This is a genomic window from Actinomycetota bacterium (assembly GCA_013152275.1).
Taxonomy (GTDB): Bacteria; Actinomycetota; Acidimicrobiia; order Spongiisociales; family UBA4744; genus BMS3Bbin01.
Map to the genome: position 1 here is coordinate 20386 of JAADGS010000030.1, position 13851 is coordinate 34236.

Below are 13851 nucleotides of genomic sequence, written 5' to 3' on the forward strand. Positions count from 1 at the left end.
CCACCCCACGGCCCTGCACCGCTGCCGCGTCACGATGCGAAACATGGAACGCGTGATGCCTGGCACCGGCATCACCCGGCAGACTCCTCGCTCCCGCCGTCCGGGCCGTAGATCTCGATCTCGCGCCACGCCACCCAGCTCGGACTCAGCGTGGTCGTCACTCGCACTGCGACGACGTCGGTGACCGGCTCGGGGAACCGGTACTCGAGGATGTCTCCGTCGGCGGTCGGGCCGTCGAAACGGTGCAGGGACACGGTCCTGCCGGACGCGAGTGTCGCGACGATCTCGTGGACGGTCCGGCCGGCCGGCCACTGGGCGATCGTCAGCACGATCGAGCCGACGTCGATGCCGTCGGGGAACGCCATCTCGATCCACTGCGGCGCGTCCGCCCCGGAACCCCACTGGGCAGCGCCACCGTCGACGGCGGCCTCCGGCGGCTCGGCCGGAAGGCTTCGTGACGCCCGTACCGGCGCATGGAACGCGACGTCGGCGGTGCGGACGTCCGCGGGGCTGCATGGGTTCCGGCGTGCCGGTGACAGGGCGTCGAGCAGCAGCCCGTCCTCATCGACGAGCCCCCACGTGGCGTCACCGATCGCTCTCGGCGCCTGCACGTATGCCCAGTGCAGCCAGCCGTCGAACCCGAGGTCACACGAGTCGGCCACCCACGTCTGCAACGTCCACGCGGCGACGTCGAGCTTGGGATACCGATCGATGAACGCGCCGAACTCGCCCATGATGATCGGTCTGGCCGTGTAGTCGACCATCCCGAAGTTCTCCGCCATCTTCGCCAGGTCGATGTCGCCGCCCGGATACGCGTGGAAGTCGAAGAAGTCCAGGTCGCTGTCGGCGACCAGCGGCGCGGTGTCGACGTACCGGTCGTCACCGATCGTCGTGTCGTTCGGGAAGCCCGGTGTGAAGAACCCCATGGTGACCAGTCCGTCCGGATCGTGGACCCTGATCACCGATGCGACCTGGTCGATGTAGTAGCGGATCCCGTCGGTCGTCATGGCTCGCTTCTGTTCCGGATCGGAAAGGTCGTAGCCGTGGCCGTTTGCGGTCGTCACCACACCGGAGCTGAGCGACAGTGGCGGCTGTCCGGCGAAGAACCACTGCTCGTTGAGGATCGACCAGGCAAGGATCGCGTCGAACGCCGCATCGGCGTCCTCCAGGCCACCCATCAGATCATCCCAGTAACGCACTGCCGCAGCGACCCCGGGAGCAGTGAGGTAGTGGGCGTTGCGGTAGCCGGCGAACTGGTCGGATGCGCCCTTGTTGGACTCCTCCCAGTAGCCACCCTGATCCGGCAGGTCATTCGATGTCAAGAGCAGATAGAGGCCTTGTTGCCGGGCGATGCGGGTCACCTCGGCAATCACCGCCAGATACTCGGGGTTGAGGCCGCGGCCTTTCGAAGAACCGATGCACGCGTCTCCCGAGCCGCACGAGTCCATGAACATGCGCACCGTCGTGTACCCGGCCTCGGCGAGACGGGCGAAGTCGGCGGTGACCTGTGCCTCGTCGAAGACGGCCGGTGAGAACACCCGATCTTCGAACCCGCCGGCGACCGGAACGATGTCGAAGTAGTCCACGCCGACCGGAACGAACGACTCACCGGTGTCGGCGACGACGAACCGGTCTCCGTCGATCGTGATTCGCGACACGGGCCGCTCCGGCACGGTCGTCGGAGACGTGGAAGTCGAAGCCGGCGGTGTCGTCGCCCGGGTCGTCGGAAACGTGGACGCCGAGGCCGGCGGCGTTGTCTCCCGGGTCGTCGCCGGTTCGGTGACCGGGGACGTCGTTGAGGAGTTCGCCGGTGCCGCCGTGCCTGGCGAGCAGGACACGGCCGCCATGGACACGGCCGCCAACCAGACACCCAACCTGTACCTCATCACGGCTCACCCTATCGGCGGATCGCAGACCGCGCCGCCGCGGACGACCAGGTGGTTTGCAGCACCGCTTCGGTGCAGCCCGATGGCCCCCGGCCGGATGAGACGGCGGCCTACAGGAGGCTGCGGCGCCTTCTGCCTCGGGCGGGACGTCGAACGATCCGCTTCGGTGCCTCCGGGGTGAGGTCTGAGGGCGCCTCCCAGGAGGCGAGGTCGTCGAGACGGTCGTCGTTGGAGAACATCTTCACGATCGGTTCGAGCAGGCCCGCCTCGTTCTGGATGTTGCGCATGGCGACGAGTTGGTCCCATTCGACGAACGTGACGACCAGGCCGGCCTCCCCTGCTCGGGCCGTCCGGCCCGAACGGTGCAGGTAGGTCCTCGAGTTCTCCGGCACGTCGTAGTGGATCACCACGTCGACACCGTCGATGTCGAGGCCTCGGGCGGCAACGTTCGTCGCGACCATGACCTGCACCTTTCCGGCGGTGAAGTCGGCGAGCGTCCGTTCACGCTTCTTCTGTGGAAGGTCGCCGTGGATGGCGCGCGCCCGCACACCCAGATCGGCCAGGTCGTGAGCCGCCCGGTCGCATGACCGCTTCGTGCGGACGAAGACCAGCACCCGGTCGGCCGACCGCGCGATGCGTGCCGCCACCTTGGGCTTGTCCATGTGGTGCACCTGGATGAACCGGTGCCGGGACGTGTCGACGGTGATGGTCTCGGACCCGACGAGGTGCATGATCGGATCCTTCATGTACAGATTGACGAGCTGCGACACGCGACCGTCGAGCGTCGCGGAGAACAGCATCGTCTGATGGTCCGTCTCGAGCTGACGCAGCAGGTAGTGGACCTGGGGCAGGAAGCCCAGGTCGGCCATCTCGTCGGCCTCGTCGAGGACGAGCGTTTCGACGGCGCGCAGCGACACGACGTTGCGGTCGGCGAGATCGATGAGCCGTCCCGGCGTCGCGACGACCACTTCGGTGCCTCGCTGGAGTGCGTCGATCTGACCTTTCATCGACGCCCCGCCGTACACGGCGGTCACGGAGAAGCCCCGCCGTCGTGCGAACGGTTCCAGCGCCTCGGCGACCTGGAGGCACAGCTCCCGGGTCGGGACGAGCACCAGTGCCACTGGTTGTTTCGGCTTGGCGGCGTGGAGCCGTTCGACCAGCGGCAGCCCGAAGGCGAGCGTCTTGCCGGACCCGGTCTTCGCCTGCCCGCACAGGTCCTTGCCGGCGAAGCCGTCGGGAAGTGCGAGCGTCTGGATCGGGAATGGGGCACTGATGCCCTGGTCATTGAGGATGGCGGTGAGGTCCTCGGCGACGCCAAGGTCCCTGAATGCGGATGTGTGTTGATTTGCGGCGATGGCCACGGTGCTCCAAGAGAGGGTTCGACAGGCTCGATCCGCTATGGAGAGCCGCCGGAGTTGTCCGGCCTAGACCACCCTAGCGGATAAACCGCGTTCCGCTCGATACCTGCGCCCCCGACTCTGGGCCCATGGCGGCGTCTGGACCCCCTGGACCCACTGTTCTCGAGGGTGCACAGAGCCCCCACCGGGCCGCGAGTCACCGGCACCGTTGCTCACATCCGGTAGGTTCAACGGTGGAGGTCGGGACAGTTGAACGACACCGCACCACCGGAGGAGCGAGATCACAGCCCTTCCGCCGCGCCCCGCTACACGAAGGCGCGGCATCACCACGATCTCGAACGCATGCGCCGGCTATTCCACCGCATGAACCACTTCATGGTGCTCGCCTGGCGCCTCGGATTCGGACCGGTGCTCAACATGTGGCCGTCTGTGACCGGGCGGATACTCGTCCTCGTCCACACCGGAAGGAAGAGCGGCAACCGCTACTACACGCCGCTGAACTACGCACCGGACGGAGATGCCCTCTACTGCCTCGTGGGCTTGGGACCGCGAACGGACTGGTACCGCAACGCCATGACCGAACCGAACGTGCAGGTGTGGCTGCCGAGTGGTCGGTGGTCCGGCGTTGCGCGCGACGCGACACACGATCCGGATCGAAACACCCGCATGCGCCAAGTCCTGATCGCGAGCGGCTTTGCCGCCTGGACGCTCGGCTTGTATCCGAAGAGGATGAGCGACGAGCAGGTGGAGGAGGCGACCCACGACTACCGTCTGGTGCGCATCGTGACGGCCGAGCATCTCGCCGGTCCCGGAGATCTGGCGTGGGTATGGGCACTCCCGGCTGCGGCGGCCCTTTCGTGGACGATGCGACACCGGCGACCCACACGATCCGGCTGAAGCGATCCGGCCGAAGACCGACGATCCTACGAGACCTCGGCTCCCCCAAGGGATCGAAAATCCGTGCCGGTGGGCTCTTGGAAGGGGCGCAGCCCGAATTCGGGAAGCATGGCGAGGAGATGGTCGAAGATATCGGCCTGCAACGCCTCGTACTGTGGCCACCGGATATCGTTGGCGAACACGTAGATCTCGAGAGGGAGCCCTTTCGGTCCGGGTGCGAGTTGCCGGATGATGAACGTCATGTCCTTGGCGATGCCCGGCAGGCTCTTCAGGTAGGAGACCATATAGGCGCGCAGCGTCCCGATGTTCGTGAGCCGGCGCGGGTCACCGATCATGCCTTCCGGAGGCTCGTTTGCAGCGTTGTACTCGGCGATCTCCTGACGTTTCGCCTCCATGTAGTCGGCCAGCGGAACGAAGCGGGTGAACCGTTCGACCTCGTCATCGGTGAGAAATCGAACGCTGGACATGTCGATGTTGACGGCCCGTTTGATGCGCCGGCCACCGGCTTCGGTCATCCCCCGCCAGTTCTTGAACGATTCGGAGATCAGCTTGTACGTGGGGATGGTGGTGATCGTCTTGTCCCAGTTCTGCACTTTGACGGTGTGCAGGGCGATGTCGATGACATCGCCGTCGGCGTTGAACCGGGGCATCTCGATCCAGTCTCCGACACGAAGCATGTCGTTGGTGGCGAGCTGGATCGATGCGATGAACGACAGGATCGTGTCTTTGAAGATGAGCAGAAGGACGGCGGTTGCGGCGCCGATGCCGCTGATGAAGAACCATGGAGACTGGTTGGCGAGGACCGCGACGACGAGGACGGCGGCGAACAGGTAGATGAAGATCTGGACGACTTGCAGGTAGCCCTTGATCGGCCGGTCTTTGGAGACAGGGAACGTCTCGTAGATGGTGTTGACCGCGGCAAGGAGCGATCCGAGGACCATCGCGGCGATGACGACGACACCGGCGCCGGCGACACGCCGCCACGCTTCGACCCAGAAGTCACCGAGGCCGGGAACGGCGGAGACGCCGGCGTAGAGGACGACCGCGGGGATGAGTAGCGAGATGCGGTGTTGGAACGTGCGATCTGCGAAGACATCGTCCCAGCGAAACGTCGTGTGCTTGGCTGCCCTGCGGATGACCGGGAGGCCGAGGGCCCGCACGGCGAAGTAGGCCAGGAAGGCGAGAGCCACAACGACGGCAATGGCTACGAGGGTGGCAATGATGCCGGTGCCGAGCCATCGTTCGAACAGGTTGCTGATCGTCGTCTCCATACGGGTGTGAGCCTAGAAGACCGCCAGGCAATAGGTGGCATGCATCGCGGTAACCACACCGGCGAGAATGCTTACTCCTGGACCCTGCGTATCCGCCTCGCGATCCCGAGTCGACTCGAGGTCGCGTCACGGGGTATCGATACCGGGCGCCAGCTACGGAATACGAGTCTGCGTGGAACGAGTGGGCGGCTGGGCAAGTCGGCTCCAATTAGGCTGGATCGAGAAGCGTCTCTACGACTCCTGTCCCATTCTCCGGGACACAGTTCCGTCCTACGGAACGCGCGTCTAGACTGTGGAGGAGTCACCGGGGGAATGTGTGTGCATACGAACAACATATCGGAAGGGCAGACAGTCACGGCAATCGAACGGGCTGCCGACGTACTGACCCTCTTCGCGAACTCGGACTCACCAACACTGGGAGTCACCGAGATCGCCCATCATCTCGAACTCTCCAAGGCGGTCGTCCATCGAATCCTCACGTCGCTCCGCCACAAGGCGTATGTGGATCTCGATGAGAAGACGCGGCGGTACTCGCTGGGACCTGCTGCACTGAATCTGGGCCTTTCCCACATGCAGCGCCTGGATGTGCGAACCGTCGCCCGTCCGTTCATGCAGAGCCTCTCGGACGCAACCGGGGAGACAGCGACACTCTCGATTCACAGCGGCGCCCACCGAACCTACGTCGATCAGATCACGCCGCCGCGTGAAGTCAAGATGACCGTGCAGCTGGGAAGGCCGTTCCCGCTCCATGCAGGTGCCTCGTCGAGAGCTTTTCTCGCGTCCGACGATGAGCGAGAGGCATACCTGGACCACGGCAACCTGGAAAGGCTCACCGAGCACACGATCACCGATCAAGAACGTCTGCGTGAACTCATGCGCCAGATCCGCGCGCAAGGATATGCGACGTCCAGCGGCGAGCGCCAGCCCGGTGCGTCATCGGTTGCTGCGCCCGTGTTCGATCACGAGGGTCGACCGGTCGCCGTGATGAGTGTGTGCGGCCCGGCCGAACGGTTCGCCGGTGAAGTCGAAGCCGCAACCACCCTGCTGCTGGCAGCCACCACGTCGGTTTCAGAGGAACTCGGATACCGGCCATCTCGTGCTGAAGGAGGAACCAATGTCCACATATGACCTACTCATCAGAGGCGGAACGCTGGTGACCGCCGAACAAGATGGCATCGCCGCTGATATCGGCGTCAAAGGAGGCCGGGTGGCCGCCATCGCCGACCACCTGCCAACTGATCAGGCCGAGAAGGTCGTTGATGCGTCAGGGCATGTCGTGCTCCCGGGTGGAGTCGACCCTCACTTCCACATAGGGATCTACCAGCCGGTCGAGCAAGACGCGTTCCATGAGACCCAGTCCTCGTTGGTCGGTGGCGTCACGACGGTGGTCAGCTACTTCCGGACCGGCAGCCACTACCTCGACAAGACCGGTTCGTACGAGGACATCTTCCCCGAAGTGATCGACAAGACCGCCGGTCACGCTCACACCGACTTTGGCTACCACCTCGCTCCGATGACCAAGGAGCAGGTGGGCGAGATCGACCGGCTCGCCGGGGAAGACGGGGTGCCCTCGTTCAAGCTGTACATGTTCTACAAGGGCCTGAACCTGGCTGCCGACTCCACCGACGCGGGCACCTACACGATGGCCGGCAGCTACGACCTCGGTCACGAGTACGCCGTCATGGAGGCGATCAGTGCCGCCAACGACAAGTACGCAGACCGGCGTGTCTCCCTATCGATCCACTGTGAGCAGTCCGAGCTGCTCACGTTCTTCATCGACCGGGTCCGCAGCAAGGGGAACCCTCAGAGTCTCGCCGACTGGAGCGCCGGCCGGCCGCCGCTGAGCGAACGCGTCGCCATCGAGGAAACGGTCGCTCTTGCCGCGGCAACCGGATGCCCCATCAATCTGCTGCATCTCTCCTCTCGAGAGGCTCTCGAGACGGCCGTGGAGGCCCGCAAGGCCCATCCTCACATGGATATCCATCTGGAGACAACACTGCACTTCCTCGCCCTCTCGAACGACAAGGTGACCGGGTTGGGCGGCAAGGTGAATCCACCACTGCGCACCGCCGACGACATCGAGGCACTGTGGGAAGGCGTGCGCGACGGATGGATCAGCTGGGTCGGTTCCGACCATGCGTGCTGCATGATGGAGCAGAAGGGCAACGACCTGTGGCACGCCCTGCCGGGCTTCGGCGGGACCGGGCTTCTCTACCCCGTACTCCTGAGCGAGGGATATCACAAGCGGGACATTCCCCTTTCTCGCATCGTTCAGATCGCTTCGACGACCAGCGCGAAGGCGTATGGCTTGTACCCGAGAAAAGGGACGATCGCGGTCGGCAGCGACGCCGATTTCGCCATCGTCGACCTCGATCTCGAACAGACCGTGACAACCGGGATGCTCCTGTCGGCCCAAGACCACACCCCGTTCGCAGGTGTAGACGTCAAAGGCTGGCCGACGACAACGATCCTGCGTGGCAAGGTCATCTATCAGGACGGCAAGGTCATGGGACCTCCCATCGGGCGCTTCATCAAGCGTCCGGTCTGAACAGATCCCGCAGCTTCAACCAGACTGCCCGACCGATCGCCCGGCGAGATAGCCAAGACCGAGAGCAGACAGGAGACCGTTGCCGGCAAGGTAACCCTCCGCGCCATGGCCAGAGATGCCGACGGCAGCCCCTCCGGCAGCGTACAGTCCATGAATCGGGGACCCGCCACGAAGAACCCTGGCGTTGTCGTCGACCCGCAGACCGCCCTGGGTGTGGAACAGGGCGCCGGTCACCTTCACCGCGGCGAATGGCGCCTCCAGCGGGGCCTCCCAGTCGGTGCGCCCAAACGGGTCCTTCACCCGACCCCGGGATGCCTTGTCTGCCTCGGCGATGGTCGCACCGAGCACGGCAGCGTCGACATCGATCACTTCGGCGAGTGCGCCGACATCTTCGGCCCATCGGACCGCTCCGACCTCAAGGAGGTCGTCGTAGTCTTTGAACACTCGACAGGCCCTGTCGATACGACCGTCAAAGATCACCCACGCCTCTCCGCCGGGCTGTCGCAGGACTTGCACCGCATACTCGGAGTATCCTGTCGGCTCGTTCCCGAAACGACGGCCCAGAGCGTTGACGAGGAACCCTCCGTGCATCACCACCGCCCAGGTCACCAGCACCCCGTGTGGAGTCGCAACCGAGCCATGTCCCTGATAGGCATCGAGGCATGCCGTGTCCGCGCCCACCATCGCACCGATCGAAAGGGCATCTCCTGTCGAACCGTCTCCACCGAAGTACAGACCACTCTCGATCTCAGGAATGAAACGGTGTACGAGCTCCGGCACGGCCCCAAAGCCATTGGTCGCCAACACGAGCGAACCGGTGCGGATCACCTCATGGCCGCCATCGGGCGTCTCTGCCTCCACACTCGCAAGGGCACCTGCTTCGAGCTGTACCCCGGTGACACGCATGGGCACGATCACCGTGATCTCCTCGGAGCACTTCACGGCCTCGAGCAGGTGCCGGTGCAACGTTCTGCCTGCACGATCAGGCACGGCATGACAGCGATCACGTGAGTGGCCCGGATAATGAAAGTCTGTGACGAGACTCAGCGGCACCTCCAGGTTGTCGGCCATCCACACAACCAACTCGGGTGCGACGTTCGTCAGCGCTCTCGCGACGATCGGATCCGCACTCCCCTTCGTCTTGCGCATGATGTCGTCATAGAAGCGTTCCGGTGAGTCATCGATGCCCGCCGCCGCCTGCCAACGGCTGCCCGCGGCGGGAACCATGGCGGTGCTCATCGACGTGTTCGAGCCGAACCGAAAGGTCTCCTTGGCCTCAAGCAGCGCCACGGACTTGCCTGCTTCCGCTGCCGCCAGCGATGCAGCGAGTCCGGCCGCCCCGGCTCCGGCCACGACGACGTCGACATCGACCGATGGGCTCATTCCGTCCTTCTCACGACGAGATGGCGTCGAGCAGCCAAAGCCAGCAGTTCGAGCGCAAGAGCGGTCGGATCGATGACCGTCGGCCCCTGGGAGGGCTGTACCTCCACGGCCGAGCACCCGTTGATGACCGAGTCGACGTTGTGTGCCTTCAACTCGTCAAGAGCAGCCGCGAGGGCCCCATTCCATGTTTCGGTCCGGACGATGTCTTCGAGATCAAGATGCAGGACCTTCACCACGTCGAGATGCCCGCCCAACCCGAATGCTTCGATCCGTCCAGTCAGCTCGTTCGCGATGGCCGAAGTCCGGGTTACCGCTCCAAACGTGTGCCCCAGCGCGGCGAGGTAGCCGGCGGTCAGCTTCGTGATGCCGAACACGGGCACCGGCGCCTCGGAGGCCAGCCGCTCGAGAGCAGGATCGAGGACACAGTCGGGCAGGATCGCATCGTATCGTCGCGGGTCGGTGCGCATCGCCTCGTCGAATACCCACTGCTCGGATTCCCGGATCTGCTCTGCGCTCTCAAGCCGGTCGGGCCCCCCGGAGATGCTGACCAGTTCGATCTCCAGGGGCGGCGGGGCGAGCGCCGCGTAACGGGCCTGTCGGCGAACAAGTTCCTCGTTGGGGACCACGATCGGGGTAATCGCTCGTATGCGCATGTCAGTCGACCTCCTCGACGAGTACGGATAGTGGTTCGCGGGCCTGCGGAGCCTCCGGAAGTGCACGGACGATCGCCTCGAGATCCTCGGAAGCAGACGCTCCGATCAGGGCGGCCAGTTTGCTGCGAATCTCTCGCCAGCCCAGGGGACGGTGCGCCTCGGCTCCGATCGGGTTCTCGACTTCGGCCGTCCGGGCGGTCCCGTCGGCCAGATGCACCGTGACCCGGGCCCCGCGCCGTTCCGGCAGGCGACGTTCGAACTCTTCGGTTGCGCGGACCGACACTCTCGCCGCCAGAGCTTGCACCTGCGGGTCCGCCCGGTGTTCAGCATCCGTTGCCGCCGGACCGAAGCTCCCATCGCGCAGCATGACCGCCACGACATAGGGGATGGAGAACATGGCGGCCAACCGTGACGGCCATTCGGTCCGGTTCAGGCTTGAAGCGATACTGTATGTTTCGACGTCGACCGACACGATCTGCGCGAGTTCCCACGGCTCGCGGAGCAGCTCGACCGCGTCGGCGGCGGAATGAGTATATGCGCATGCTGCGTGGCGCTTGAAGTAGCCATTGGAGATCTCGAATCGGACACCGAGATCGGCGATGAGTTCCTCGACGTCGAATGATCCGAGAATCCTTCCGAGACTGTATACGGCCGTATCATCGGTGCGAGCAAGGCCTGCGGCAGCCATCCGGGCCGCAACGACTCCTGCAACGCCGGCGGCGCCCATCCAGGTGTTGCGAATCAGATTCCCGGTGAACGCAGACTCGAACGGTGCCGCCAGCACCAATCCAGACGCGGCATCGAGTCCGGCGGCAGTCTGCTCGGCGTCGAGCCCCAACAAGCGGGCGGCCGCTGCTGCGGCTCCAGCGGACCCCCAGTTGCCATGCGGATGGACTCCCGGGTGCAGCCGGGTGGCGCGACCATAACGAGCGGCGATCTCGTATCCGGCCAGAAACGCCGTCAACCACTGTTTTCCGGACGGCGCGGTCTCGAAGCCCAACGCCAACGCTGCCGGGAGCACATGGCCGGCAGGATGTCCTCGCGCGAACTTGCTGCCCTCGTCGAGTTCGAGACAGCAGATGGCCATCGCGTTGATCCAGACAGACGGCTCCGTCGCCATGGTCCGCCCCAACCCGACCAGGGGAACCGGCCCCTGCGTGACCCAACGGTCGGCGAAGCGGGCGACCTCGGATGTCCTCGCTCCCGCTGCAGCGACTCCGAGAGTGTCATAGAGAACGAGCAGCGTCCGATCCTGAATGCTCGGTGGCGTCTCCTCCCACCTGAGCTGCGAGACAAACGATCCCAGGCTCCGCAACGCGTTCGTGACCTCTCTGCCCATTCGTTGCTTTTCACCCATCGCTCACCTCCGATTCAGCACGCCCGCCGGCACCGATGACCCGTGGTGCGACCGTCGTCACATCCCCAAGTACGCCGACCGGACCCGATCGTTGCCCAGCAGTTGCTCACCCGTTCCCTCGATGACAACGTGTCCGCTTTCCAGCACATAGCCTCTGTCACAGATCTGTAGAGCATGCACGGCGTTCTGCTCAACGAGTACCACGGTGACCCCACGCCGGCTGATATCACGCACAACGTCGAAGATGCCGGCCACGAGTATGGGCGCCAGGCCCAACGAGGGCTCGTCGAGCATGAGCAGCTTCGGACGCGCCATGAGTGCCCGGCCGATCGCCAGCATCTGCTGTTCACCTCCGCTGAGCGTCCCAGCCTCCTGACATCGGCGCTCCTCGAGACGGGGGAAAATCTCCAGGACTTCTTTCAGGGTCTCGGTCTGCCGAGATCTCCCCCGTCGATATGCCCCCATGGCAAGGTTCTCGGCCACCGTGAGTCCCGGGAACAGCTTTCTCGCTTCCGGCACCTGAATGAGCCCGTGCTCAACAATGCGGCGAGGTCTCCACGTGTGAATAGGGTTCCCTTCATACGTAATGGTTCCACTCGTAGGTCGCATGAGACCCGACACCGTCCTCATCGTTGTCGTCTTGCCGGCACCATTTGCGCCGATGAGCGCGACCACTTCCCCCTCACTCACCCGTAGCGAGACTCCGTGGAGGACCTCCAGGTCGCCGTAGCCGGCGTGAAGCGCGTCAATCTCCAGCAATCTGGAACTCCTGACCGAGGTACGCGTCGATGACGGCCTGATTCCGAGCGATTGCGCCGGGCACTCCGACAGCGAGCACCTCCCCGTGGTGCAGGACCGCAATCCGGTCCGAAACCGACATCATGGCCGCCATGACATGTTCGATGACAAGGATGGAGATGCCCTTGCTCCGAATCTCGCGCACGATCTCCACCATCTCGGCACCCTCTGTGGGAGTCAAGCCCGCCATGACTTCGTCGAGGAGCAGCAGCGTCGGTTCCGTCGCCAACGCTCGAGCGAGCTCGAGGCGCTTGCGAGCCGCCAGCGTCAACGACGAGGCCGGCATCTGCATCATGGAGTCGAGTCCTACAAAGTGGATCACCTCACTTGCCTTACGCCGAGCGTCGGCCGGGTCACGAACGCGCAGGAATGCCCCCACCATGACATTGGAAAGCACACTGAGCTGCCCGAAAGGCTTCACCACCTGGAACGTGCGCGCGATGCCCCGTTCCGCGACCGTGAAGGCGGGGAGCCCGACCAGCGAATCTCCCCTGAATCGAATCTCGCCACGGTCGGTCCGGATAGCGCCGCTGATCAGGTTGAAGAGAGTGGTCTTGCCGGCTCCGTTCGGACCGATGAGGCCGAGGATCTCGCCTTCGTTCAGGTCGAGGCTGACATTCTTCACGGCTTGAAGCCCTCCGAAGGACTTCGAGATGTTCCGGACTTCAAGGAGGACACTCATCGTTCCATCCTCGTTCGGATGCGTCGAACAACACCAACGACACCCTCCGGTGCGAAAATGATCACGACGATGAGAAACGCCCCGAACAGCATCCCGTCCAGTCCGTTGACACCCTGCAAGAAGCTCAGAAACGCGGGCGGCTGCCGGACGAGTGTGCGGGTCCCTTCTCCGAGAACCGCCAGGACGCCCGCTCCGACGAGGGGCCCCCAGATCGTGCCCACGCCGCCCACTATGGGACGCAGCAGAATCTGCACGGACACGAGCGCGCCGAAGGCGAGATCCGGGTCGATGAAGAGGAAATACTGCACATAGAAACCGCCGGCAAGAGCGGTGAAGAACCCGCTCAAGGCCACGGCCAAGAGCTTGTACTTGAGAGGATCCACTCCCAGGGCAGCCGCTGCATCCTCGTCGTCCCGTATGGCGACCATGTAGTGGCCGGCTCGTGACCGCACCATCCACACGGTGGCCGCCAATGCCAGTGCCAAAAGCAGGAGAATGACGAAATAGGAGTTGCGTTGGGTGTTCTCGAACTGGAACCTGGCCCAGTCATCACCCCCCACCAACGGGATATGAATACCGATCGCCTTGTTGATGAACGACGAACCACTGGCAAGCAGACGCAACATCTCAGCGAACGCGAACGTGGCAAGTGCGAAGTACGCACCCCTGAGCTTGTACCGAAACGAGAGATACCCGGTCACAAGACCGAAGACGGCGGCCAATGCTCCACCGATCAGCAGCCCGACCCAAGGCGACAGCAAGTACTTCGTGAGCAGAACTGCCACCGTGTATGCGCCGATACCGAAGTAGGCGGCGTGTCCGAATGAGAATTGACCCGCGTAGCCACCCATCATGTTCCAGCCGGTTCCCATGAGAGCGAACATCAGTGCCACGGTCGCAACGGTGAGCGCAAAACGCGAAAGGAAGAACGGTAGAAGGGCGAGCAGTATCACGACGATCACCAGCGCACGAACGTCCTGTGATCCGATCCGGACGGGATTCATGAGACGCTTCATGA

Annotated in this window: 13 protein-coding genes; 3 read left to right on the forward strand and 10 right to left on the reverse strand. The window is 64.2% G+C overall.

The window, feature by feature from the left end; translation table 11 throughout:
- Positions 1-71: 71 nt before the first annotated feature.
- From GXP34_05310 to GXP34_05320, 3 genes are all read right to left on the reverse strand, one after another.
- Entirely contained in the window at positions 72-1658 is a 1587-nt protein-coding gene (locus GXP34_05310) for a hypothetical protein (GenBank protein ID NOY55389.1), read from the reverse strand.
- Positions 1606-1896 (reverse strand): hypothetical protein, encoded by a 291-nt coding sequence (locus tag GXP34_05315; GenBank protein NOY55390.1) that lies wholly within the window; start codon positions 1894-1896, stop codon positions 1606-1608. The genes GXP34_05310 and GXP34_05315 overlap by 53 nt, the downstream gene beginning before the upstream one ends.
- A 100-nt stretch (positions 1897-1996) precedes the next feature.
- Complete coding sequence (locus GXP34_05320) at positions 1997-3241, reverse strand: DEAD/DEAH box helicase (protein ID NOY55391.1); 1245 nt, start codon at positions 3239-3241, stop codon at positions 1997-1999.
- A 252-nt stretch (positions 3242-3493) separates the two neighbouring features.
- Here GXP34_05320 and GXP34_05325 point away from each other — a divergent pair, with 252 nt between their 5' ends.
- Entirely contained in the window at positions 3494-4141 is a 648-nt protein-coding gene (locus tag GXP34_05325) for a nitroreductase family deazaflavin-dependent oxidoreductase (protein NOY55392.1), read from the forward strand.
- A 26-nt stretch (positions 4142-4167) separates the two neighbouring features.
- On the opposite strand, the gene GXP34_05330 is transcribed toward GXP34_05325, so the two are convergent.
- On the reverse strand, positions 4168-5412 hold the full coding sequence (locus tag GXP34_05330) for a mechanosensitive ion channel (GenBank protein ID NOY55393.1): 1245 nt from the start codon (positions 5410-5412) through the stop codon (positions 4168-4170).
- A 312-nt stretch (positions 5413-5724) separates the two neighbouring features.
- Here GXP34_05330 and GXP34_05335 point away from each other — a divergent pair, with 312 nt between their 5' ends.
- Both GXP34_05335 and GXP34_05340 read left to right on the forward strand, forming a co-directional pair.
- Positions 5725-6540, forward strand: a complete 816-nt coding sequence (locus GXP34_05335; GenBank protein ID NOY55394.1) for an IclR family transcriptional regulator — start codon at positions 5725-5727, stop codon at positions 6538-6540.
- Positions 6527-7960: a dihydroorotase family protein gene (locus GXP34_05340; protein NOY55395.1), complete on the forward strand. Its 1434-nt coding sequence runs from the start codon at positions 6527-6529 to the stop codon at positions 7958-7960. Before GXP34_05335 ends, GXP34_05340 begins: the two co-directional genes overlap by 14 nt.
- Before the next feature lie 15 nt (positions 7961-7975).
- On the opposite strand, the gene GXP34_05345 is transcribed toward GXP34_05340, so the two are convergent.
- From GXP34_05345 to GXP34_05370, 6 genes are read right to left on the reverse strand one after another with little or no spacing between them, the layout of a single operon-like run.
- Positions 7976-9343, reverse strand: coding sequence for an FAD-binding protein (locus tag GXP34_05345; protein NOY55396.1), 1368 nt, complete (start codon positions 9341-9343; stop codon positions 7976-7978).
- Positions 9340-9996 (reverse strand): hydantoin racemase, encoded by a 657-nt coding sequence (locus GXP34_05350; GenBank protein ID NOY55397.1) that lies wholly within the window; start codon positions 9994-9996, stop codon positions 9340-9342. The genes GXP34_05345 and GXP34_05350 overlap by 4 nt, the downstream gene beginning before the upstream one ends.
- Before the next feature lies 1 nt (position 9997).
- Positions 9998-11353 (reverse strand): MmgE/PrpD family protein, encoded by a 1356-nt coding sequence (locus tag GXP34_05355; protein ID NOY55398.1) that lies wholly within the window; start codon positions 11351-11353, stop codon positions 9998-10000.
- Positions 11354-11410: 57 nt separating this feature from the next.
- Positions 11411-12112, reverse strand: a complete 702-nt coding sequence (locus GXP34_05360; GenBank protein NOY55399.1) for an ABC transporter ATP-binding protein — start codon at positions 12110-12112, stop codon at positions 11411-11413.
- The gene (locus GXP34_05365) at positions 12099-12833 is read right to left on the reverse strand and encodes an ABC transporter ATP-binding protein (GenBank protein ID NOY55400.1); all 735 of its coding nucleotides are present in this window, start codon (positions 12831-12833) and stop codon (positions 12099-12101) included. Before GXP34_05365 ends, GXP34_05360 begins: the two co-directional genes overlap by 14 nt.
- Positions 12830-13837 carry a branched-chain amino acid ABC transporter permease gene (locus GXP34_05370; protein NOY55401.1) on the reverse strand — a complete coding sequence of 336 codons (1008 nt, stop codon included), beginning with the start codon at positions 13835-13837 and terminating at the stop codon, positions 12830-12832. Before GXP34_05370 ends, GXP34_05365 begins: the two co-directional genes overlap by 4 nt.
- Positions 13838-13851 lie beyond the last annotated feature (14 nt).